Origin of the sequence: Actinomadura sp. 3N407, assembly GCF_052245875.1 — a bacterium.
Classification (GTDB): domain Bacteria; phylum Actinomycetota; class Actinomycetes; order Streptosporangiales; family Streptosporangiaceae; genus Spirillospora.
Window position 1 is genome coordinate 471,503 of record NZ_JBQQBP010000005.1, and the last position, 22,575, is coordinate 494,077.

The following is a 22,575-nucleotide window of genomic DNA, read 5'->3' on the forward strand; positions in this document are numbered from 1 at the left end:
CCGACAAGCCGGACGTCCCCGGACCTGCGGATGATCACCGCGATGTGCGGCCGCGGACGAACACCGTCCCCGGCGAGAGGTCCACCGGTCGAGTCGTGCCGGGACCCGAATGCCTATACCGTGAAATGAGCCGAGCGGAGCTCGTCCTTTGAATGGCGGCGGGCGGGGGCTGGAGGACGGACCATGAGCACCCAGGTGCACCGGCGGCGGCGCAGGGCGCCGCGCGGAAGAGGGGCCGCGCCGCACTGGCTCGCGCAGCTGCCCTACCTGATCGTGCTCAGCGGTGTCGGCGCCGGCCTCACGCTCTGCGCCTTCAACTACTTCCGCAAGGGATCCGGCCTGATGGCGGCCGCGCTGCTCATCGGCGCGCTCGCGCGGCTCCTGCTGCCGGAGTCCCAGCTCGGCCCGCTCGCCGTCCGCAGCAGGTCCATCGACTGCTGGACGCTCGTGATCCTCGGCGAAATGGTCGCGTTCGTGTCGCTGAGCGTCCCTCCGATGAACAAGACCGGGCTCGTCCTCGCGGGCGCCTTCGGCGTGCTGATCCTGCTCGCCCTGGTGGTGCGCGGTGTGAAGCTTCTCATCGCCGGACGCCGGGCCGGTCCGCCGGGCGGACGCGTCGTCCCAGGTGAGACCGGTCATGGACCGCCGGAAGGCCCGGGCCAGGTCTAGACCTCCTGAGCGCCTCGGCTAGCCTTGCCAGTTGAGCCTTACAAGGACCGAGTCCCTTTCGTCCGGGGTGTCCCGGCGGCCCGACACCGCCACGCCCACCGAGGACGCGAGGGCTCACCGCTGGCCAGGTGTAGGAAAGGGACAGCAGCAGCATGCCCAAGATCAAAGTAGCGGGCCCGGTCGTCGAACTCGACGGCGACGAAATGACGCGGATCATCTGGAAATTCATCAAGGACCAGCTGATCCTGCCTTACCTCGATGTGGACCTGAAGTACTACGACCTGGGAATGGAACACCGTGACGCCACGGACGACCAGGTCACGATCGACGCCGCCCACGCGATCCGAGAGCACGGCGTCGGCGTCAAGTGCGCGACCATCACCCCCGACGAGGCGCGCGTCGAGGAGTTCGGCCTGAAGAAGATGTGGCGGTCCCCGAACGGGACGATCCGCAACATCCTGGGCGGCGTGGTGTTCCGTGAGCCGATCATCTGCTCCAACATCCCCCGGCTCGTCCCCGGCTGGACCAAGCCGATCATCATCGGCCGCCACGCGCACGGCGACCAGTACAAGGCCACCGACTTCGTGGTCCCCGGCCCGGGCACGGTGATGCTCACCTACACCCCCGAGGACGGCGGCGAGCCCCTCGAGATGGAGGTCGCCAAGTTCACCGGCGGCGGCGTCGCCATGGGCATGTACAACTACGACGACTCGATCCGCGACTTCGCGCGGGCGACGATGCGGTACGCGCTGGAGCGCGGGATGCCGCTGTACATGTCGACGAAGAACACGATCCTCAAGGCCTACGACGGCCGGTTCAAGGACCTCTTCCAAGAGATCTACGAGTCCGAGTTCAAGGCCGACTTCGAGTCCAAGGGGCTCAGCTACGAGCACCGGCTCATCGACGACATGGTCGCGGCCGCGCTGAAGTGGGAGGGCGGGTTCGTCTGGGCCGCCAAGAACTACGACGGCGACGTCCAGTCCGACACCCTCGCGCAGGGCTTCGGCTCCCTCGGCCTCATGACGTCCGTCCTCATGACCCCCGACGGCCGCACCGTCGAGGCCGAGGCCGCGCACGGCACGGTGACCCGGCACTACCGGCAGCACCAGCAGGGCAAGCCGACGTCGACCAACCCGATCGCGTCGATCTTCGCCTGGACCCGCGGCCTCGAACACCGCGGCAAGCTCGACGGCCAGCCCGAGGTGACCGACTTCGCGCGCTCCCTGGAGAAGGTCTGCATCGAGACGGTCGAAGCCGGCCAGATGACCAAGGACCTGGCCCTCCTCGTCGGGGCCAGCACGCCCTTCCTGACCACGCAGGAATTCCTCGAAGCCCTCGACACCAACCTGCAGAAGAAGATCAACGGTTAGTGTTCGCTTGAACGCTCCCCGCTGGGGTTGATCCCTCCCGCGTCGTCGGCGGGGTCTCAGTTCCGTGGTCCCCCCGCACGCGGGGATGAGGGCCGCCTCGGACACGTCCGGGGCGGCCTTCCGCGTGCTCGGGGACGTTCGCCATGCCGGGTGGCGCACCTGGCGGGAGACGGGCGGGGGACGCGCGATAGCCTGAGCCACGGAAATATCTCGACGGCGAGAGAATCCGTGCGGCGGCGGACTCTCGGGCGGTCGGGTTCGAAGGATGGCCGCCTGAGCCCGTCAGGTCACAGCAGGAGAAGGACGCATGACTCGCACCCCAGTCACCGTTACCATTACCGGCGCCGCGGGCCAGATCGGCTACGCGCTGCTGTTCCGCATCGCGTCCGGGCACCTCCTGGGCCCGGACGTACCCGTACGCCTGCGGCTGCTGGAGATTCCGCAGGCGGTGAAGGCCGCCGAGGGCACCGCGATGGAACTGGACGACTGCGCGTTCCCGCTGCTGTCCGGCATCGACATCTTCGACGACGCGACCGGGGCGTTCGAAGGCGCGAACGTGGCGCTGCTGGTCGGGGCCCGGCCGCGGACGAAGGGCATGGAGCGCGGCGACCTGCTGGAGGCCAACGGCGGCATCTTCAAGCCGCAGGGCGAGGCGATCAACGCGGGCGCCGCCGGCGACATCAAGGTCCTGGTGGTCGGCAACCCGGCCAACACCAACGCGCTGATCGCCCAGCGGCACGCGCCGGACGTCCCGGCCGACCGCTTCACCGCGATGACGCGCCTCGACCACAACCGCGCCCTCGCCCAGCTCTCCAAGAAGGCGGGCGTCTCCGTCGCCGACATCCGCAAGCTGACGATCTGGGGCAACCACTCCGCCACCCAGTACCCCGACATCTTCCACGCCGAGATCGCCGGCAAGAACGCCGCCGAGACGGTGAACGACCAGACCTGGCTGGAGAACGACTTCATCCCGACCGTCGCCAAGCGCGGCGCCGCGATCATCGAGGCGCGCGGCGCGTCGTCGGCGGCGTCGGCCGCGTCCGCCGCCATCGACCACGTGCACACCTGGGTCAACGGCACCGCCGACGGCGACTGGACGTCCATGGCGGTCGTGTCGGACGGTTCCTACGGCGTCCCCGAGGGCCTCATCTCGTCCCTCCCGGTCACCGCGAAGGACGGCAAGTGGGAGATCGTCCAGGGCCTGGACATCAACGACTTCTCCCGCACCCGCATCGATGCATCGGTCAACGAGCTGGCGGAGGAACGCGACGCCGTCCGCAAACTCGGCCTCATCTAGTACTCCCGAGAACGAGCCCCGGACCGGTGTGGGTCCGGGGCTCGCTCGTGTCGTCACACCAGACGAGTCGGCTCGTCCAGCCACAGTGTGTCGCCCTCGGGGGGCGGTTTCGTCTATTTCGGGTGACGTCGTTGTTCAAGGGATTCGAGGCCGGCGATGAGCATGTCGAGGCCGAACTCGTATTCGGCGTCCACGCCCGGTTCGGTCGCCGGCTCGTCGCCGGTGACGTAGCCTCCGGCCGCCATGATGGGGGCGAGGTGCGGGAAGCGGTCGGCGGTGATGGCCTCGCGCAGCTTGTCCACCCCGTCCGGGGTGATGGCGACCCCGCCCTCGTCGGCGAGGGACATCTCCAGTTCCACCATGGCGGCGACGTGCTGGGAGATGAGCAGGATGGCGGCGATCTTCTCGTCGTCGGCGAGGCCGAGGCCCGACAGCGCCGCGAGCCCGATGTCGGCGGCGCGCACCGTGGCGGGCATCAGGACGGCCATCTGCCCGCGCGGGATCTCGAGCACCCAGGGATGGGCGCGGTAGGCGTCCCGGATCTTGCCCGCCCAGGTTCTCAGTGCCGCGCGCCAGTCGTCCGGCAGTTCGATCTCCTCGGTGGAGGACACCGCGGCGTCTTGCATGAGGCGCAGGAGGTCTTCCTTGCTGGAGACGTACCGGTAGAGCGACATGCTGGTGAAGTCCAGCGACTTCGCCACCGCCTGCATGGTCACGGCGCCGAGTCCTTCGGCGTCGGCGATCTCGATGGCGGCGGCGACGATCCGCGCGTGACTCAGCCCGCGGGCCGGCCCGCGCTGCGGGGCTTCCTGCATGCCCCAGGCGATCGCGAGGGGTCGCGGTAGGCCGGTCTCGGTCGTGTCGGTCACGTTCCTGATGTTCTCACTCCGCTCCTGACGGCCGCCCCTCGACGTACTGCGTATGAAATAAACTGTGTATGACATAATCAGTGTATGCGATACGCAGATCCTCTCATCGAGCTCGACGGGCTCACCAAGGGCTTCGGGGACACCGAGGTGCTGAAGGGCCTCGACCTGACCCTCCCGCCGGGCATCCATGCGCTCCTCGGGCCCAACGGCGCCGGGAAGACCACGCTGGTCAACATCCTGTCCACGTTGACGCCCTTCGACTCCGGCGCCGCCCGCGTCCTCGGCCTGGACGTCCGCCGGGACAGGAAGAAGATCCAGGGCCTGATCTCGCTGACCGGGCAGTACGCCGCCGTGGACGAACGGCTCACCGGGATCGAGAACCTGCACATGATGGGGCGCCTGTTCGGTCTGTCCCGTCGTGACACCGCCGGCCGTGCCGCCGACCTGCTCGACCGCTTCGAGCTGACCCCGGCGGCCGGCAAGCGGGTGAGCGCCTACTCCGGCGGCATGCGCCGCAAGCTCGACATCGCGGCCGGCCTCATCGCGCGGCCGAGGCTGATCTTCCTCGACGAGCCCACCACCGGCCTGGACACCCGCAGCCGCCAGACGCTGTGGAACGAGATCACCGCCCTGGCCGGGGACGGCACCTCGATCTTCCTCACCACCCAGTACCTCGAAGAGGCCGACGTGCTGGCCGACCGGATCATGGTCCTGAACGGCGGGCGCATCGTCGCCGCCGGCACCGCGTCGCAGCTCAAGGAACGCGTGGGCGGCTCGACCATCCAACTGCACGACGACCAGGGCAAGGTGACCGAGAAGCTCGCCACCCGTGGCTCGGCCCTGGAGATCTCCCGGCACCTCGCCGCCCTGGCCTCCGAACGGCCCGATGTCCAGATCACGGTCCGCCGGCCCACCCTCGACGAGGTCTTCCTCCAGCTCACCGGAGGGAAGACATCATGACCTCCACGACGGTGACCACCGCGCCGCCGCACCTTCCGGCCCGCGGCGCCGGTTTCCTCGTCGGCCTGCGCGTCTTCACCGTCCGCAGCCTCAAGCACTCCTTCCGCGACGGCGAGTCGGTGCTGATGGCGATCCTCCTGCCCGTCATGCTCATGCTGATCTTCACCTACGTCCTCGGCGGCGCCATGAACGTCGGGCAGGGCGACGACGCGGCCGGGGCGCGCGAGGCGTACCTGGCCTTCGTCCTGCCGGCCATCGCCCTGATCGCGGCGGGCTTCGGGGCCTCCTACACCTCCGTCGTGGTCAGCAACGACATGACGACCGGATTCATGAACCGGCTGCGCACCATGCCGTTCCCCTCCGTGACCGTGCTGCTGGGACACACGGCGTCGTCGATGGTGCGCAACCTGCTGGCCACCGCCGTGGTCCTCCTTGTGGGCTTCGCCGTCGGCTTCCGCACCGACGCGACCGTCCTGGAGTTCCTCGGCGCAGTGGGGGTCATCGCCCTGTGGATCCTGGTGATCACATGTGTGTTCGCCATGCTCGGGATGGTGGCGGGATCGGCCGAGGCCGCCAACGGCTACGGCTTCATCCTCCTCTTCCTGCCCTATGTTTCGAGCGGCTTCGCACGCGTGGAGACCATGCCCGCCTGGCTGCGGCCCATCGCCGAGCATCAGCCGATGACGCCGATCATCGACACCTCGCGCGCGCTGCTGAACGGTGGGACGCCGGGGTCCGAACTCTGGGTCGGCCTGCTCTGGTGTGCCGGGCTCATCGTCCTCGCCGTCTGGCTGACCGCAGTGATCTTCCCCCGGAGGGTGGCCCGCACCTGAGGTTCCGGGAGTGGCCGGTCAGGCCCGCCGGGCCGTCGGCCTCGGGTCATGGCTCCGGACGGCTCGGGCGATCTCTTCCGGTCGTTCGGCGACCATGTTGTGGCTGGCGGGTAGTTCGAGGACGCGCAGGTGTGGCCGGTCGGCCGTGAGGGGTAGCAGGTCGCGGCGGATTCCCGCGCGCAGGGCCGGCATGAGTGCGCCGACGCGGCCCGGGAGGCCGGGCAGGTTCTCGGTGGCCAGGAGGAACAGGGCGGGGCACTGGATATCGGCCACCGCCGGGATGCTGTCCTGGAAGTACGGGTCGTATCTGATCTGCCCGGCCAGGGCGGCGTCCGGCCGTGCGTAGACGCCGGCGTCGGTGGTGCGGAGCGTCCGCTGCGGGAGCATCGCGGCGTGGGCCTCGGACAACGGGTAGGCCATCGCCTCGGCCTGGGCGTCGCTCAGTCGAACTGCCGGCGTACGGAAAACGATCTGAAGTGGTCGTGGCGGTCGCTAGGGTGTGGGATCGCTCATGAGGTGATCAGGAGGGCGTTGGTGGCGGAACAGGCATTTCAGGTGGATCTGCGGGGGGTCGTGGATCTGCTGAGCCGGCATCTGTACGCGAGTCCGCGGGTGTACCTGCGGGAGCTGCTGCAGAACGCGGTGGACGCGATCACCGCGCGGGGTGGCGGCGGCGGTCGGGTGATCATCGAGACCGGTGGCGGGACGCTGCGGGTCCACGATGACGGTGTGGGGCTCACCGAAGGCGAGGTTCATGCGCTCCTGGCGACCATCGGGCGGTCGTCCAAGCGGGACGAGTTGGGGTTCGCCCGGCATGACTTTCTGGGGCAGTTCGGGATCGGGCTTCTGTCGGCGTTCCTGGTCGCGGACGAGATCGAGGTCGTGACGCGGTCCGCGCGGGGCGGCGAGGCCGTCCGGTGGACGGGGCGTTCCGAGGGCAGCTACCGCGTTGAGCCGGGGCAGCGGGACGAGCCGGGCACGACCGTCACGCTGCGGGCGCGGCCAGGGGCGGGCGAGCTGCTGAGTCCGGTGGTCGTGGCGGAGCTCGCACGGACGTACGGGTCGCTGCTTCCTGTTGAGCTCACCGTTGACGGCGTGCCGGTTACCGGGGACGGGCCGCCGTGGCGGGCGTCCCATCGTGATCCGGCGGCGCGGAAGCGGGCGCTGGAGAAGTACTGCGAGGAGCTGTACGGGTTCACGCCGTTCGATGTTGTCGATCTGGATGTGCCGGTGGCGGGGCTGAACGGGGTGGCGTTCATCCTGCCCCAGGCGGTTTCGCCTACCGCGCGTGCCGCTCATCGGGTCTATCTGAAGCGGATGCTGCTGGCCGAGAGCGTCGAGGGGCTGCTGCCCGAGTGGGCGTTCTTCGCGCGGTCTGTCGTGGACGCGGGCGAGCTGCGGCCCACGGCGAGCCGCGAGGCGCTTTATGAGGACGAGTTGCTCGACGCCACGCGGGAGGGGCTCGGGGACGTCCTGCGGCAGTGGCTCGTGCGGCTCGCTGAGACCGACCCGGCGCGGCTGCGCGGGTTCCTGCGGCTGCACCAGCTCGGCGTGAAGGCCATGGCCCTGCACGACGACGACATGCTGCGGATCGTCGACCGCCGGCTGGAGTACGAGACGTCCGCCGGTCCGATGACGCTGGCCGAGTTCCGCCGGCGGCACCCGGACGGCCGGTTCACCGCGAGCGTCGACGAGTTCCGGCGGCTGTCGGCGGTCGCGGGGGCGCAGGGGGTCGGGCTCGTCAACGGCGGCTACGTCCACGACACCGAGATCATCGAGCGGCTGCCCGACCTCGACCCCGACATCCGCCTCGCCAGGCTGGACGCGGCGGAGCTGACCACGACGTTCGGTGTCCTCGACCCGGCGGCGGAGCTGGCGCTGCGGCCCTTCCTGGCGGCGGCGCAGCGGGCGGTGGAGCGGCTCGGCTGCGAGGTGGTGATCCGCGACTTCGACCCGGCGTCGCTGCCCGCCCTGTACCTGACCAGCCGTGACGCGCAGTTCCGCGAGGAGCTGTCGCGGGCGCGGGACGAGGCGGACGAGCTGTGGGCGGACGTGCTCGGCGCGGTCGGCGCCACGAGCGGCGTCGAACGCCCGCAGCTGGTGCTGAACCACCGCAATCCGCTGGCGCGGCGCGTCACGTCCCTCGGTGAGGACGGGCCGGTCGAACTGGCCGTCCAGGCGCTGTACGGGCAGGCGCTGCTGCTCGGCCACCATCCGCTGCGGCCCGCCGACACGGCGGTCCTGAACCGTTCGTTCATCGGCCTGCTGGAGTGGGCCGTCCACACCCCGGAGGCGCCCCAGTGAGCATTGACGATGTCGCCGCGCTGATGACACAGGCGGACGAGCTGCCCTACGGGGAGGCCCGCACGATCCTGGTGGAGGACGCGCTGCGCCGCGCGGAGGCGGCCGGTGACGACGTGCTGGCGTTCCGGGTTCGGGCCCGGCTGACCGACGCCTACCAGTACGGCGGCGAGCCCGCGAAGGCCTTCGCGACGTTCAGCCGGACACTCGCCGAGCATGACCGCGACCCCGGCCGGTTCGACGAGACGCATGTGCTGCTGTGGCAGATGAAGGCGGTGGTGTCGTCCCTGACGCTGTTCCCCGAGATCCCCCTCGACCGCACCTACGCCCTGCTGGACGACATGGAGCGCCGCTACCTCGCCGGTGGCCACAGCCTCCAGGCCGTCTACCGGCGCCGCCACGTGGTGGCGCAGCATGTGGGTGACGGGGCGGCCGACAACTGGTATCTCAAGTGGCGCGCCGCCCAGCGGGACGAGCTGTCTGACTGTGAGGGCTGTGACCCGACCGGCATGGTCCGTCACCTCGCCCGGGTCGGGCGGCACGAGGAGGCGTTCGAGATCGCCGCGCCCGTGCTGAGTTCGGAGCTGTCGTGCAACGAGCAGCCGCAGTCGGTCCTGACCGCGATGCTGCCGGTGTATCTGCACACGGGCCGCCCTGAGCAGGCGGCGGACGCGCATCGCCGCGCGTACCGGGTGCACCGGGGCAGGCTCGCCGACCTCGGTGACATCGCCGAGCACCTGCAGTTCTGCGCGATCACCGGTAACGCGGCGCGGGGCCTGGAGATCGTGCAGCGGCATCTCGGGTGGCTGGACCGGGCGCCTAGCCCGCACTCGGAGATGGAGTTCGCCGCCGCGTCGGCGCTGGTCCTGGACCGCGTCGCGGCGGCCGGGCACGGCGGCGCGGCGGTTCGCCGTCCCGCGTCGGACGGCCGCCCGGCGGCGGACGTGCCGCTGCCCGAACTGCGCGCCGAGCTGGCCGAGCGCGCGACGATGCTGGCGGCCCGGTTCGACGACCGGAACGGCACGTCCCGCCAGGGCGACAAGGTGCGCGCCACGCTGGCGGCGGAGCCGCTCGTGGAGTTCCTGCCGCTGGCCGCGCACCACCGCCGCCCCGTCCCGGCGCCGTCGCCCGCGCCGCCGGAGGACGTCACGTCCGTGGACGACCTCGACGCGCTCCTGGACATCGCCGACCGGCGCCGCACCCACGAGGACGTGGACGTCACGCTCGCCGCCTGGCGGCGGTTCGACGTCCTCGCCGAGTCGGCCGAGCCGACGCCGCTGCAGAACGCCCGCCGCCTGGACGGCCGGGGCGTCGAACGGGCCCTCGACGGCGACGAGGAGGGCGCGATCGCGTGCTGGGAGGAGACGTCCCGGCTGTTCGGCGAGCTGGGCGACGAGACGCGCCGCCACCGCGCGCTCGGCCGTCTCGGCGCGATGCGCGCGAAGCGGGGCGATCCACGCGGGCTGGAGGAGATGACGGCCGCCGCCGAGCATTTCGCGAGCCATCCCACCGAGGACGGCGACGCCACCGGCTCGCTGCTGCGGCTCGCCTACGCGCACGTGGAAGGCGACCGCCCCGCCGACGCCCTCGCCGCCCTCGACCGGGTCGACCCGGACGACGCCCCCGACCGGGCGGGCGAAATGTGGTTCGTGCGGGGGCGGTCGTTGCTGCTGGCCGGACAGACCGACGACGGCGTCGCCGCGCTCCGCCGCTCCGTGGAGGCCGCTCGCGCTTCCGGTGGCGTAAAGGAGGCCGCCACGCCGATGCTGCTCCTCGCCCGCGTTCTGGCGAGGCACGAGGGCGCCGCCGACGAGGAGACGCTCGCCCTGCTCGACGAGGTGATCGCCGCGCTGCCCGCCGGGTCGCCGATGCGTGCGGCGGCGCACTCGGAGCGGGGCCTCGCGCTGCTCGCGGGCGACCGTCCGGCGGACGCCGTCGCCGACCTCGCCGAGGCCATCGCGGGCTGGACGGCCGAGGGACTGCACGAGCAGGCCGTCCACCTGCGCGTGGACCTCGCCGCCGGCTACCTGTCCACGGGCCGGTTCCTGGAGGCGGCCGAGGCCGCCGAGGAGGCGCTGCCCGCCCTTGAGGGCCCGTCCGCACCTGAAGACCGGCGCAACCGCGACGCGGGGCGGCGCTGCCGCCTGATCCTCGCGCACGCGCAGAAGGAGATGGGCGAGGAGGACGCCGCCGCGACGTTCGCGGCCCTCGCCGAGCACGCCGCGGAGGACGGCGAGCACGGCGCGGTCGCGCACTTCCTCGACGAGGCCGGTGAGGTCCTGACGGGCCTCGACAGGGACGCGCAGGCCGCCGCGCGGTTCGCCGCGGCGGCCGAGGCGTTCGAGAAGGCCGGCGACCCGTACGGCGTGGTCCGCGCCCGCCGCCGCGCCGCGATGTGCCTGCTGTGGTGCGGTGAGCGCGACCAGGCCGTTCCCGCGATGGAGGCGGCCCGCGCGGCGCTGGCGAGCCTGCCGCCGGACAACGAGCCCGCCCGCATCTGGGAGACCGCGCTGGTGTCCTACGACCAGGGCCGCCTGCTGGCCCAGATCGGCCGGCTGCCCGAGGCGGCGTCCCACGCGTCCGCCGCCGTGGACGGCTTCAGCGCCCTGGACGAGACGGGCCCCGCCGAGGAGGCCGCCCGTCTCCGCGACGAGATCACGTCCGCTATGCGGGAGTGACGCGGCGGCCGCCCCCGGAGGGAACGGCTTCGAGGAACTCCGGGGGCGTCCAGCCGCGCTCGTCGTAGGCGGCGGCGATGGCGTCCCGCACCCTGTCCGCGCGGTCGGCGGGAGCCAGGACGATCACGGACCCGCCGAACCCGCCGCCGACCATGCGGCCGCCGCGGGCACCCGCCCGCAGGGCCGCGTCGACCGTCGTGTCCGCCTCGGGCCAGGACACCTCGAACTGGTCGCGCAGCGACAGGTGCGACGCGTTCAGCATCGCGCCCAGTTCCGGGACGGCCCCGGCGCGCAGCAGCCCGACGGCGGCCTCGACGCGGTGGTTCTCGGTGACGACATGCTGGACGCGGCGGCGCAGCACCGGATCGCGCAGCGTCCCGAGGGCGCCGGCGAGGTCCTTGACGTCGCGCAGGGCGTCGACGCCGAGCAGCGACGCCGCCTCCTCGCATTCGGCGCGCCGCCGTCCGTACTCGCCGCCCGTCAGGGCGTGGGAGGCGCGCGTGTCGACGACCAGGAGGGTCAGGCCGGAGCCGGCGGGCGCGAACGGGACCTGCGACGACAGGCCGCTGCGGCAGTCGAGCATCAGCGCGTGCCCCGGCGTGCACAGCAGGGACGCCGACTGGTCCATCAGCCCGCACGGCACGCCGACCTGCTCGTTCTCGGCGCGCTGCGCCAGCCGCGCCAGCGCGGGACGGTCGATCCCGACCCCGTGCAGGTCGCAGAGGGCGAGGGCGGTGGCGCATTCCAGGGCGGCGGACGAGGACAGCCCGGCGCCCTGCGGCAGGTCGGAGTCGATCAGCAGGGACGCGCCGCCCGTCCCGTGCTCGCGCAGCACCCGCGCCACGCCGACCGGGTACGCCGCCCACGCGTGGTCGGACGGCCATCCCTCGGAAACGACCGGCCCGCCGTCCACAGAAGCTGTGACGTGGGTCTGGGCCCGGGTCGATTCGGCCTGCAGCGACCGCACCTCGATCACGCCGTCGTCGCGCCGCGCCGCAGCCACCGACACACCGAGCGACAGCGCGAACGGCAGCACGAAACCGTCGTTGTAGTCGGTGTGCTCGCCGATCAGGTTGACCCGGCCGGGCGCATGCCAGACACCCTCCGGCTCCCGCCCGAAAACCCCGGTGAACGCCGTGGCGAGAGCCGCGGTGAGCGCTGCGGAGGCCGCGTCGGGGCCGGTCATCGGGACCGCAGGAACGTCCACGCGTCGTCGACCATGGTGCGCAGGTCCCGCTCGGGCTTCCAGCCCAGCTCCGACCGGATCTTCTCGGACGAGGCGACCAGCACGGCCGGGTCGCCGGCGCGGCGCGGCGCGACCTCCGCCGGGATCTCGCGGCCGGTGACCTCGCGGCAGACCTCCACGACCTCCCGGACGGAGCTGCCGGTGCCGCTGCCCAGGTTGAAGATCTGGTGGGTGCCCGGCGCGCAGGCGTCCAGCGCCAGCAGGTGGGCGCGGCCGAGGTCGACCACGTGGATGTAGTCGCGGACGCAGGTGCCGTCCGGAGTCGGGTAGTCGTCGCCGAACAGCCGCACGGACTCGCCGTCACCCTGCGCGATCTTCAGCACGTTCGGGATCAGGTGGGTCTCCACGGTGTGCCGCTCGCCGAGCCGGCCGTAGGCGCCCGCCACGTTGAAGTACCGCAGCGAGACCCCGCCGAGGCCGTGCAGCCGCGCGTACTCGGCCAGCGCCGTGTCGATCGCCAGCTTCGACGCGCCGTAGGGGTTGGTGGGGCGGGTCGGGTCGGTCTCCAGGATCCCCGGCGAGTCGGGATCCCCGTACGTCGCGGCCGTCGAGGAGAACACGATCCGCGGGACGCCCGCGACGCGCATCGCCTCCAGCAGCGCCAGCGACTCGCCGAGGTTCTTGTCCCAGTACAGGCCGGGCTTCTCCACCGACTCGCCGACGAGGGACTTGGCGGCGAAGTGCAGGACGGCGTCGAACCCGGCGCCGCCGAGGACGTCCGCCGCCGTGTCCCGCAGCGTGCCGCGCACCAGCCGGGCGCCCTCCGGAACGGCGTCCTCGTGCCCGGTGGACAGGTCGTCCAGGACGACGACCTCGTGCCCCGCCTCCAGGAGCAGAGCGGAGACGACGCTGCCGACGTAGCCGGCGCCTCCGGTGACGAGCAGCTTCACTGACGGACCTCCACGTAGAGACTCTGGAACGGCGGGGTCCGTCCAAGGCTATCCGGAACGCCGAACGGGGAAGGCTGAACCCATGGACCGGACGCCGTCCCGGCCGCCCGCGGGCCCCGCACGCACTCTCGCGCGCCCCCTGGTCTGGCTGCTGTCGAGCTCCACCAACCTCGTCGTACGGCTGTCGGGCGGCGACCCGGCCGCGCTCCGGGAGGAGCTCACCGCCGAGCGGATGCGGGCCCTGGTGGCGGAGAACACCCAGCTCACCGCGGAGGAACGGGCGCTGATCGGGGAGGTGTTCGCGGCGGGGGAGCGGCCGCTGCGCGAGGTCCTGGTGCCGCGGACGGAGGTGGAGTTCCTGGACGCGGCGCTCCCGCTGACCGCCGCCGCGCGGATCGCCGCCGGCAGCCCCCACTCGCGGTATCCCGTCTGCCGCGACTCCCACGACGAGGTGATCGGCTTCGTGCACATCCGCGACCTGCTCGTCCCCGACCCGCCCGGCGGCCCCGGCGCTGCAGATGGAGCGTCCAGGGACGTGCCGGTGGGGGAGCTGGTGCGGCCCGTGAAGTTCCTGCCGTCCACGAAACGGGTGCTGCCCGTCCTGTCGGAGATGCGCCGTGAGGGCTGCCACCTGGCGATCGTCATGGACGAGTACGGCGGCGTCGCCGGGATCGTCACGCTGGAGGACCTCGTGGAGGAGCTCATCGGCGACATCCGCGACGAATATGATGTGCAGGACGCGCAGGCACGGCGCCTGCACGGCGGCGTGGTCGAGGTCGACGGCCTGCTCAACCTGGACGACTTCGCCGACGAGACCGGCATCCGGCTGCCCGACGGGCCCTACGAGACGGTCGCCGGGCACATCATGGCGGTGCTGCGCCGCGTGCCCGCCGAAGGCGACTCGGTGGAGGCCGCGGGCCGCCGCCTCGCGGTGGCCCGGATGGACGGCCGGCGGGTGGCCCGCGTGCGCGTCATGCCGCGGGCGACGCCGCAGGCCGTCACGGCGCCGCCGGGCACCCCGTCCGCGACCCCGCGGGCGGCCATCGGCGACGCCGCCACCGGCCAGGCGAACGGCCAGGTGACCGGCCCCGCGACGGGCCGGGCCGCCGGCCCCGCACAGGGCCGGGCCACCGGCGGCGGAGCCTCCGGCGACACCTGAGAGAATCGGTCCGTGCACATGCCCGAAGCGTCCAGCCCAGTACCCAGCCCCGCTGCGTCCACCGACGCCGCCGCGGTCACCCCCCGCGTGCTGTCCGGCATCCAGCCCACCGCCGACTCGTTCCACCTCGGCAACTATCTGGGCGCGCTCCGGCAGTGGGTCACGATGCAGGACACCCACGACGCCTTCTACTGCGTGGTCGACCTGCACGCGATCACGATCGAGCATGACCCGGCGGTGCTGCGCCGCCGCACGAAGGTCGCCGTCGCGCAGCTCCTCGCGATGGGCCTCGACCCCGACCGCGCCACCGTGTTCGTGCAGAGCCACGTCCCCGAGCACGCCGAGCTGGCGTGGGTGCTGAGCTGCATCACCGGGTTCGGCGAGGCCGGACGCATGACCCAGTTCAAGGACAAGTCGTCCAAGCAGGGCACGAGCGGGACGAGCGTCGGGCTGTTCACCTACCCGATCCTGCAGGCCGCCGACATCCTGCTCTACACGCCCGAGCCCGGCGAAGTGGCACGGGCCGTTCCGGGGGGTGTGGGGGGTCCCCCCACAGGAGAGCGGGCGCTGCGCGTTCCGGTCGGCGAGGACCAGCGGCAGCACCTGGAGCTGACCCGCACCCTCGCGCAGCGGTTCAACCACCGGTTCGGCGAGACGTTCGTCCCGCCCGAGGCGCACATCCCGCCGGGCGCCGCGAAGATCACCGACCTGCAGGAGCCGGACGCGAAGATGAGCAAGTCCGCCTCCTCCCCACAGGGGATCATCGACGTGCTGGAGGAGCCCGGCCCGATGCGCAAGAAGATCATGCGCGCGGTCACCGACACCGGCTCCGAGGTCGTCTACGACGAGGAGAAGAAGGCCGGCATCACCAACCTGCTGCGGATCTACTCCGCGCTGGACGGCACGTCCATCCCCGACCTGGAACGCCGGTACGAGGGCTCCGGCTACGGGCAGTTCAAGAAGGACCTCGCGCAGCTCGTCCTCGACACGTTCACGCCGATCAGGGAACGCACGCTCAAGCTCCTGGACGACGAGGCGCAGCTCGACCGGCTCCTCGCCCACGGCGCCGGGCGCGCGTCCAAGGTCGCCGTGCGGACGATGGAGATCGTCCGCGACCGGGTGGGATTCGTGGGACGTGGTCACTGACCGCTCGCCACACGACGACGACGCGAAGGGCTCCGGGGAGGTGCCCTCCGCGAGCGGCGGCGGCGCGGCGGAGGGCGATCCCTCCGACGGTCCCGGCGTCTGTCGCGACGCCGACCGCGGGGCCGGGGCCCGCGCGATCGGCGTCGCCATCCCGATCCCCGACCCGCACGGCGCGCACCTGCAGGCCAAGCGCGAGTCCTTCGGCGACCCCCTCGCCGCCGCGATCCCCACGCACATCACGCTGCTCCCGCCGACCGAGGTGGCCGATCCCGCGCTGGACCGCATCGAGAACCATCTGCAGGAGATCGCCCGCACCGAGCGGCCGTTCCCGATCAAGTTGCGCGGCAGCGGAACGTTCCGGCCGGTATCCCCGGTCGTCTTCGTGGCCCTGGCCGAAGGAATCGGCGGCTGTGAGCGCGTCCAGGCGAGGGTTCTGTCGGGCCCGCTGGCCCGGCCGCTGCCGTTCCCGTACCACCCGCACGTCACCATCGCCCACCACCTGCCCGACGACGTCATGGACCGGGCGTTCAAGGAACTCGCCGGCTACAGCGCCGACTTCGACGTGTGGGGCTTCTCGCTCTACGAGCACGGCGTGGACGGGGTGTGGCGCCCGCAGTGCGACTTCGTCTTCGGCGAGGGCGGCCCCGTCCGGCACACCGAACCCGGCGCACAGTGAGCGGAGACAACGTCAGCGCACGGTGAGCGGCACACGGCGAGCGGAGCGTGGTGAGCGGGGCATGCGCGGGCAACGCCGTGTTCAATGATTGGTTACCGTCTGCGGTATCGGGTGGGCCGTGCTGGGTAGGTTGCGTGCATGCGGCAGGCGATCAACAGGGTTCAGCGGCGAAGCGAGTCCCTGTTCGCCCAGGTGAAGGACCTGCTGCGCGACGCCCGCGGACGCTGGCGATGGTTCGACCACCACATCCGGGCGCTCCAGCGGTATCAGGAGCGGCGCGGTGACCGGCTCGCCGCGGCCCTCACCTGCTACGCCTTCCTGTCGTTCTTCCCGCTGCTGGCGCTGGGGTACTCCCTGCTCGGCTACCTCGTGGGGGTCAGCGCGCAGGCACGCGCCTACTTCGTCCGGGCGGTCGACTCGCTGCTGCCCGGCCTGGCCGCAGAGATCCGGGTCGAGGAGATCGCCCAGTCCAAGACGACCGTCGGGATCATCGGTCTCGCGGCCCTGCTGATCACCGGGCAGGGCTGGGTGCAGGTGCTGCGCGAGTCGCTCCGCGACATCTGGGGCAACGAGCCCAGTGGCGGCGGCAACTTCTTCGTCGAGCGGTTCTGGGACCTGGCCGTCCTGGCGTTCCTCGGCGTGGTCCTGATCTGCGGCATGGCGGTCTCGACGGTCACGACGTCCGCCACCAGCACCGTCCTCGGGTGGTTCGGCCTGCAGGACGTGGCGGGCGCGGGCACCGGCCTGCGGATGCTGTCCCTCGCCTGCGCGATCATGTTCAACACCGTGATCTTCCTGGTGCTGTTCACCCGGCTGTCGGGGACCCGGGCGCCGTGGCGGCGGATCATCCGCGGCGCGCTGTTCGGCGCGGTCGGCTTCGAGGCGCTCAAGCAGATCGCGACGCTGCTGGTCGCGCGGGTGACGGAGAACCCGGTGTACGGGACGTTCGCCGTGCTGGTCGGGCTGATGGTGTGGATCAACATCGCGTCGCGGTTCGCGCTGTTCGTCGCCGCGTGGACGGCGACCCGGCTGGTCGTCCTCACCGCCGACGCCGGCAACCCGGAGAACGCCGCGGACCGCGAGGAGGTCGAGACGCTCCACGCACGGGCCGAGACGGAAGAGCACGAGCGGGAGGACGCGCCCGCCCGGGACACGCCGGCTCAGGACCAGAAGGCGTCGTCGGCGTACTGATCCTCGGCCAGCGTCCGGATTTCGGTGATCTTCCCGTCCCGGATGCGGAACAGGTCCACCGAGCGGCCGTCCAGGACCCGGCCCGGACGTTCGGCGTAGGTCTGGACGAGGGCGGCGCCGTACTCGTCGTTGGCCATCACCGCGTAGGGCTCGGCGCGGAACGTCCCGCCGGACAGTTCGAACAGGCGGACGTAGAAGTCCAGGACCTCTTCGGGGGTGCGGTACTCGCCGCACAGGGGCCCGCGGCCGGGGACGCGGTGGACGACGTTCTCGGCGAGCAGCCCGCGGATGAAGGCCGTGTCGCCCTTGGCGAAGGCCGTGTAGCCGTCCTTCAGCAGCGTCACGTTCGGGTGTTCGAGCGCGGGAGCACCGAGCGCAGAGACGTACATGTCGGACATGGCGCGCTTCCTCCTGCGACACCGGTCCGCCGTCTCCTGCGGCGGCGGCGAGGTCACCGGCGCCACCGCGAGCGTAAGCCCGCCGGGGCGGCCAGGCCAGCGCCCCGGGAGCGGCTGAGGGAACCTTTACCGGCCGGTGCGCGGCGACTCGAGGCGACGACGGCGGCGCAGCACCACGAACAGCACCGCGATGGCCAGCAGGGCGCCGGCGCCGCCGCCGCCCACGAGCAGCCACCTGCGGGACGCGTCGTCGGAGGCGAGCGGGGCGTCCGGCAGCACACCGCCGGAGCCGGCGTCCTTCTCGGCCTGCTTCGGGTTGCCGGGGGAGACCAGCACGCCCACCGGCTGGACCTTGCCGTGGGCGGCGAAGCCCCAGTCCAGCAGCTCGGCCGCGTACGGGGACGGCGGCCGGTCGGCCCTCATCAGCGCGATCACGATCGTGCGCCCGCCGCGCCGCGCCTGGGCGACGAAGGTCTGCCTGGCGGCGATCGTGTAGCCGTTCTTGCCGCCGAGCATCCCTTTGTAGGCCTCCCGCTCGCCCGGCAGCATGTGGTTGTGGGTGTGGATCGGGTATCCGCCGACCTTCTTGCCCTTCTTGCGCTCCTTCTTGGTCGGCGGCGCCGGGAACTTGTGGTCGATCGTCTGCATGTAGGTGCGGTAGTCGGGGTTCTTCATCCCCTCGCGCAGGATGAGCGCCAGGTCGTACGCCGAGGTGTGCTGGGTGCGGACGTTCAGGCCGAGGTCCTTGTCCAGCCCGTTCGGCGACCCGGCCAGGGTGTCGTGCGCGTTGATCCGCTTGGCCGCGGCGTTCATGTCGGCGAGCGTCTTCTTCATGCCCCCGTTCGCCTCGGCCAGCGCGACCGCCGCGTCGTTGGCGGACATCATCAGCAGCGCGTGGAACAGGTCGGAGACCTTGTAGCGCATCTTCGGGGTGAGCCCGACCTTGGTGCCCTCGACGTCGCATGCCTTCTGTGAGGGCCGTACGAGCCGGTTCGCGTCCAGGTTGGGGATGAGGGCGAGCGCGGTCAGCGTCTTGATCGTGCTCGCGGGCAGGTAGTGCCCGTGCGGGTCTTTGGCGGCGAGGACGTCGCCGGTGCCGGCGTCCGCGATGAGGTACGAGGCCGCCTTGATCTTCGGCAGACCGGGGACGCCGGGGGCCTTGTTGACGACGATGCCCCGGCCGGCGAGCTGCGGGCCGCCGACCGTCTCCGTCTCCGGCGCGCCGGACGGCGCCGCCTGCGGAAGGGCTTGCGGAGCGGTTCGCGGGGCGGTCTGCGGTGCGGCCGTGGCGGGGGCCGCCGCGAGGACGGGCGCGGCGGCGAGCGAGGCCGCGGCCAGCGGCACTGTGATCACCGTCAGGGTGCGGCGGGCACCGGGCCGCCCTCGTCGCTCTGCTCGCAAGCTTCCGACGCTCCTCGTTCCCGCGGAAGCCCTATCGCTCCCGGCGCGCATGCGCTCGACGCCCATGACTCCCCCGAAGACTAGGCGACGTATCCGGCGAAGGGGTACCCGGTCCTGAAGACGGCAAGCACGGGACGTACGCGACGCAAGGTGCAGACGTGACCAATACGGTACGTAAGGGACGACCCCAATCGGTTACAGTCCGTCATCAGCGGTATTTTGGGACGGGCTAACTAGTTCGAACGGGTGGTGTCGCAGACCAGATCGATGACCGAAAGGTATGGCCCCGTCGTGTGCACTGACCCTCCGCATGAGTCAATTGATCCGCAAAGGGCATGGAGACCCGGCAGGGTCACGGGCACGGGCGCCATCATGGAGCGAACACGTGACCTGGACCGGCGTTTGTCCAGGCTTAGGGACCCGCTGGCTGAATTGCGCCACGTGCCACGCAACGACCTGCAAGGATTGTGGACGGAGGTTGGCCGTGGCCATTGACTTCAACGCATCGAACGGGGCGACGCTCGGCGTCGAGTGGGAGATCCAACTCGTCGATGCGGAGACCAGGCACCTGCGGCAGGACGCACGCGAGGTGCTCGCCGCCCTGCCGTTCCTCAGCGAGGACGGCGACAACCCCCGCGTCCGGCACGAGCTGATGGAATCGACGGTCGAGGTCGTCACCGGCATCTGCGACACCGTCGGCGAGGCCAAGGCCGACCTGGCCGGGACGCTCGCTACCCTCCGGTCCACCGCCGCCGAACGCGGCATCGCGCTGGCCTGTACGGGCACCCACCCGATCAGCGACTGGCGGGACGCGGTGATGGCGCCCATGCGGCGCTACGCCGAGCTCATCGAGGAGATGCAGTGGCTGGCCCGGCGCATCCAGACGTTCGGCGTTCACGTGCACGTCGGCATCTCCGACGGCGCCAAGGCGATCCCGATCGTCAACGCTCTCTCGTCCTATCTTCCGCACTTCCTCGCGCTCACCGCGTCCAGCCCGTTCTGGAGCGGTAGCGATACCGGCCTCGCGTCCTGCAGGGCGGTCGTCTTCGGCCAGCTGCCGACGGCCGGTCCACCCCACTCGTTGGACGACTGGGCGGCCTTCGAGGATTACATGGACACGCTCCTGCGTTCGGGAACGATAAGGAGCATCAAAGAGGTCTGGTGGGACATCCGCCCGCATCCCGACTTCGGCACCGTCGAGATCAGGATGTTCGACGGCATCCCCACCATGCGCGAGGTCGGCATGGCGGCGGCGCTCTGCCAGAGCCTGGTCACGCTGTTCGAACAGCAGCTCGACCGCGGCTACACCCTGCCGCGGCCGGCCGCCTGGGTGGTGCGCGACAACAAGTGGCGCGCGACCAGGTACGGGCTCGACGCCATCGCCATCACCGACGACACTGGGAACACCGCGCCGCTCCGCGACGACCTGTACGAGCTGATCCGGGAGCTGGAGCCGGTGGCGGACCGGCTCGGCTGCGCCGAGGAGCTCAAGGTGGCCGGCGAGGTCCTGGAGCACGGTGCTCCGTACGAACGCCAGCGCGCGATCCGCGCCGAGGGCGGGACGCTCGAGAACATCGTCGACGCGGCGATCACCGAGCTCGCGGAGGACAGGTTCGTCACACTGGGGGAGGTCGCACATGCCGGAACCTGATGAGGAACCGGCCATCCCGGGGAAGCCGCGCGGCGCCGCCGGCGCTGAGCGCGCCGTCTCCGGGCGGGGCGCCGGCCCCGAATCCGGCCCCGAATCCGGCGCCGTCCGTGAACCCGGGGACGACGCAGAGGAAAAGACAGAAAAGACCACCGGGCGGAGACCCTTCGGCTCCGCCGTCGCGCAGGGGGCGCAGATGACACGTCCAGGACCCGGGGTGATGCCCGGCCTTGAACCACCCGCCGCCCCGGGAGCCATGAGCCCCGGGGGCCGGGCGGAACGGGACACCGATCGCGCGGTGCCCCGCGACCCCCTGTCCGCGGGGGAGGCCGCGCCCGCATCCAAGATCGTGCCGGCCCGCGAGAACATGCCGGTGGAGGAGGATCCGGCGGTCGGCGAGGACGTGCCGGCGGCGCCGCAGGACTCGATCACCGGTGAGATCGTGCCGGGTGCCCCCGCCGCGGGCGCCGCCTCCGCCGGGTCCGAGGTGCTCGGCGGGGCGGTTCTGCAGCCGCAGCTCGACGCGTTCCTGGCCGGGCACGAGGACGATCTGATCGAGTTCCGCCGCGACCTGCACATGCACCCCGAGCTGGGCTACGCCGAGCACCGCACCACCAAGAAGATCGCCGAGCGGCTCCGCGCGGCCGGGCTGGAGCCGGTGATCCTGCCGCGCGGCACCGGCCTGTTCTGCGACATCGGCCCCGCCGACGGCACCACGGTCGCGTTGCGGGCCGACATCGACGCGCTCCCCCTGGAGGACGAGAAGAGCGGCGTCCCGTACCGTTCGACGGTCCCGGGCGTCGCGCACGCGTGCGGCCACGACGTGCACACCGTGATGGTGCTGGGCGCGGGCCTGTTCCTCGCCCAGCAGGCGGAGGCGGGGCTGCTGCCCGGACGGGTGCGGCTGCTGTTCCAGCCCGCCGAGGAGACCCCGGGCGGCGCCCTGGACGTCATGGCGGCCGGCGGCATCGCGGGCGTCGACCGCGCGTTCGCCCTGCACTGCGACCCCCGCATCGAGGTCGGCCAGCTCGGGCTGCGCACCGGTCCGATCACCGCGGCGTGCGACAAGGTGTACGTGAAGGTCACCGGGCCGGGCGGGCACACCGCGCGGCCGCATCTGACCGCCGACCTCGTGTACGCGCTCGCCAAGATCGTCACCGAGCTGCCGTCGGCGCTGTCGCGGCGCGTCGACCCGCGTTCCAGCCTGTCGCTGGTGTGGGGGCGGGTCTCGGCCGGTTCGGTCGCCAACGCCATCCCCGACGACGGGATCGCCGAGGGCACCGTCCGCTGCCTGGACGACGACGCGTGGCACCGGGCCCCGGAGATGATGAAGGCGCTGCTGCAGTCGGTCGCCGCCGCCTACGACGTGGAGGCGTCCCTCGAATACGTCCGGGGGGTCCCGCCGACGGTGAACGAGGCGACGAGCGTGCAGATGTTCCGCGACGCGGCCGCGCAGGTCATGGACGAGGAGGGCGTGGTCCCCACCCCGCAGAGCCTCGGCGGTGAGGACTTCGGCTGGTACCTGGAGTCGATCCCCGGCGCGCTGGCGCGGCTCGGTGTCCGCACCCCCGGATCGTCCGGCGAGTACGACCTGCACCGCGGCGACTTCGACGTCGACGAGCGGTGCGTCGCGGTGGGCGTGCGGGTGCTGAGCGCGACCGCGCTGACCGCGCTGTGGGAGGGCGGCCGTCCCGGCGATCCCGAAACGATCGAGGGTGCCGCTCTGGCGTAGCCCCCGCCGTGACTTTCCGGCGCCCCCGGCCCGGTCCCCCTTTTCGCCCCCTTCGAGCCCCCCGTGCGGCACCCGCCCCCCGGGCCCCTCACGACGCGTCGCGTACGCTTG

19 protein-coding genes are annotated in these 22,575 nt (G+C 71.8%); 13 read left to right on the plus strand and 6 right to left on the minus strand.

Annotated elements, in window-relative coordinates:
- The first annotated feature begins 183 nt into the window (after window positions 1–183).
- From ACTWPP_RS15790 to ACTWPP_RS15800, 3 genes are all read left to right on the plus strand, one after another.
- Window positions 184–669, plus strand: coding sequence for a DUF3017 domain-containing protein (locus ACTWPP_RS15790; protein WP_443104979.1), 486 nt, complete (start codon window positions 184–186; stop codon window positions 667–669).
- A gap of 152 nt (window positions 670–821) precedes the next feature.
- Complete coding sequence (locus tag ACTWPP_RS15795; protein WP_443104980.1) at window positions 822–2,039, plus strand: NADP-dependent isocitrate dehydrogenase; 1,218 nt, start codon at window positions 822–824, stop codon at window positions 2,037–2,039.
- Window positions 2,040–2,346: 307 nt separating this feature from the next.
- Window positions 2,347–3,336 carry a malate dehydrogenase gene (locus ACTWPP_RS15800; RefSeq protein ID WP_443104981.1) on the plus strand — a complete coding sequence of 330 codons (990 nt, stop codon included), beginning with the start codon at window positions 2,347–2,349 and terminating at the stop codon, window positions 3,334–3,336.
- Window positions 3,337–3,449: 113 nt separating this feature from the next.
- Here ACTWPP_RS15800 and ACTWPP_RS15805 read toward each other — a convergent pair whose 3' ends face one another.
- Window positions 3,450–4,205 (minus strand): TetR/AcrR family transcriptional regulator, encoded by a 756-nt coding sequence (locus tag ACTWPP_RS15805; protein ID WP_443104982.1) that lies wholly within the window; start codon window positions 4,203–4,205, stop codon window positions 3,450–3,452.
- A gap of 84 nt (window positions 4,206–4,289) precedes the next feature.
- Between ACTWPP_RS15805 and ACTWPP_RS15810 the strand changes: the two genes are divergently transcribed.
- Together ACTWPP_RS15810 and ACTWPP_RS15815 are read left to right on the plus strand one after the other, a co-directional pair.
- Entirely contained in the window at window positions 4,290–5,165 is an 876-nt protein-coding gene (locus ACTWPP_RS15810; protein ID WP_443104983.1) for an ATP-binding cassette domain-containing protein, read from the plus strand.
- Complete coding sequence (locus tag ACTWPP_RS15815; RefSeq protein WP_443104984.1) at window positions 5,162–5,998, plus strand: ABC transporter permease; 837 nt, start codon at window positions 5,162–5,164, stop codon at window positions 5,996–5,998. The genes ACTWPP_RS15810 and ACTWPP_RS15815 overlap by 4 nt, the downstream gene beginning before the upstream one ends.
- 18 nt (window positions 5,999–6,016) lie before the next feature.
- On the opposite strand, the gene ACTWPP_RS15820 is transcribed toward ACTWPP_RS15815, so the two are convergent.
- Window positions 6,017–6,418, minus strand: coding sequence for a hypothetical protein (locus tag ACTWPP_RS15820; protein ID WP_443104985.1), 402 nt, complete (start codon window positions 6,416–6,418; stop codon window positions 6,017–6,019).
- 114 nt (window positions 6,419–6,532) lie between these two features.
- Here ACTWPP_RS15820 and ACTWPP_RS15825 point away from each other — a divergent pair, with 114 nt between their 5' ends.
- Together ACTWPP_RS15825 and ACTWPP_RS15830 are read left to right on the plus strand one after the other, a co-directional pair.
- Window positions 6,533–8,302 (plus strand): HSP90 family protein, encoded by a 1,770-nt coding sequence (locus ACTWPP_RS15825; RefSeq protein WP_443104986.1) that lies wholly within the window; start codon window positions 6,533–6,535, stop codon window positions 8,300–8,302.
- The gene (locus tag ACTWPP_RS15830; RefSeq protein WP_443104987.1) at window positions 8,299–10,977 is read left to right on the plus strand and encodes a hypothetical protein; all 2,679 of its coding nucleotides are present in this window, start codon (window positions 8,299–8,301) and stop codon (window positions 10,975–10,977) included. The genes ACTWPP_RS15825 and ACTWPP_RS15830 overlap by 4 nt, the downstream gene beginning before the upstream one ends.
- Here ACTWPP_RS15830 and galK read toward each other — a convergent pair.
- Window positions 10,964–12,163, minus strand: coding sequence for a galactokinase (galK, locus tag ACTWPP_RS15835; RefSeq protein WP_443105120.1), 1,200 nt, complete (start codon window positions 12,161–12,163; stop codon window positions 10,964–10,966). The genes ACTWPP_RS15830 and galK overlap by 14 nt on opposite strands.
- Window positions 12,160–13,113, minus strand: a complete 954-nt coding sequence (gene galE / locus ACTWPP_RS15840) for a UDP-glucose 4-epimerase GalE (protein ID WP_443104988.1) — start codon at window positions 13,111–13,113, stop codon at window positions 12,160–12,162. Before galE ends, galK begins: the two co-directional genes overlap by 4 nt.
- 82 nt (window positions 13,114–13,195) lie before the next feature.
- On the opposite strand from galE, the gene ACTWPP_RS15845 reads away from it, so the two are divergent.
- The 4 genes from ACTWPP_RS15845 to ACTWPP_RS15860 all read left to right on the plus strand — a co-directional run bounded on the left by ACTWPP_RS15845 (window position 13,196) and on the right by ACTWPP_RS15860 (window position 17,285).
- Window positions 13,196–14,272, plus strand: a complete 1,077-nt coding sequence (locus tag ACTWPP_RS15845; RefSeq protein ID WP_443104989.1) for a hemolysin family protein — start codon at window positions 13,196–13,198, stop codon at window positions 14,270–14,272.
- A gap of 18 nt (window positions 14,273–14,290) precedes the next feature.
- Window positions 14,291–15,418, plus strand: coding sequence for a tryptophan--tRNA ligase (gene trpS / locus ACTWPP_RS15850; RefSeq protein WP_443105121.1), 1,128 nt, complete (start codon window positions 14,291–14,293; stop codon window positions 15,416–15,418).
- A complete protein-coding gene (locus tag ACTWPP_RS15855) occupies window positions 15,408–16,094 on the plus strand; it encodes a 2'-5' RNA ligase family protein (protein ID WP_443104990.1) in 687 nt (228 codons plus the stop codon). Before trpS ends, ACTWPP_RS15855 begins: the two co-directional genes overlap by 11 nt.
- Before the next feature lie 138 nt (window positions 16,095–16,232).
- Window positions 16,233–17,285, plus strand: coding sequence for a YihY/virulence factor BrkB family protein (locus ACTWPP_RS15860; RefSeq protein ID WP_443104991.1), 1,053 nt, complete (start codon window positions 16,233–16,235; stop codon window positions 17,283–17,285).
- On the opposite strand, the gene ACTWPP_RS15865 is transcribed toward ACTWPP_RS15860, so the two are convergent.
- Both ACTWPP_RS15865 and ACTWPP_RS15870 read right to left on the minus strand, forming a co-directional pair.
- Window positions 17,255–17,683: a nuclear transport factor 2 family protein gene (locus ACTWPP_RS15865; protein WP_443104992.1), complete on the minus strand. Its 429-nt coding sequence runs from the start codon at window positions 17,681–17,683 to the stop codon at window positions 17,255–17,257. The two genes, ACTWPP_RS15860 and ACTWPP_RS15865, sit on opposite strands and share 31 nt — an antisense overlap.
- Window positions 17,684–17,809: 126 nt before the next feature.
- Complete coding sequence (locus ACTWPP_RS15870) at window positions 17,810–19,084, minus strand: D-alanyl-D-alanine carboxypeptidase family protein (RefSeq protein WP_443104993.1); 1,275 nt, start codon at window positions 19,082–19,084, stop codon at window positions 17,810–17,812.
- 484 nt (window positions 19,085–19,568) lie between these two features.
- Here ACTWPP_RS15870 and ACTWPP_RS15875 point away from each other — a divergent pair, with 484 nt between their 5' ends.
- Entirely contained in the window at window positions 19,569–20,735 is a 1,167-nt protein-coding gene (locus ACTWPP_RS15875) for a glutamate--cysteine ligase (protein ID WP_443104994.1), read from the plus strand.
- A 436-nt stretch (window positions 20,736–21,171) separates the two neighbouring features.
- A complete protein-coding gene (locus ACTWPP_RS15880) occupies window positions 21,172–22,464 on the plus strand; it encodes a M20 family metallopeptidase (RefSeq protein WP_443105122.1) in 1,293 nt (430 codons plus the stop codon).
- Window positions 22,465–22,575: the final 111 nt, after the last annotated feature.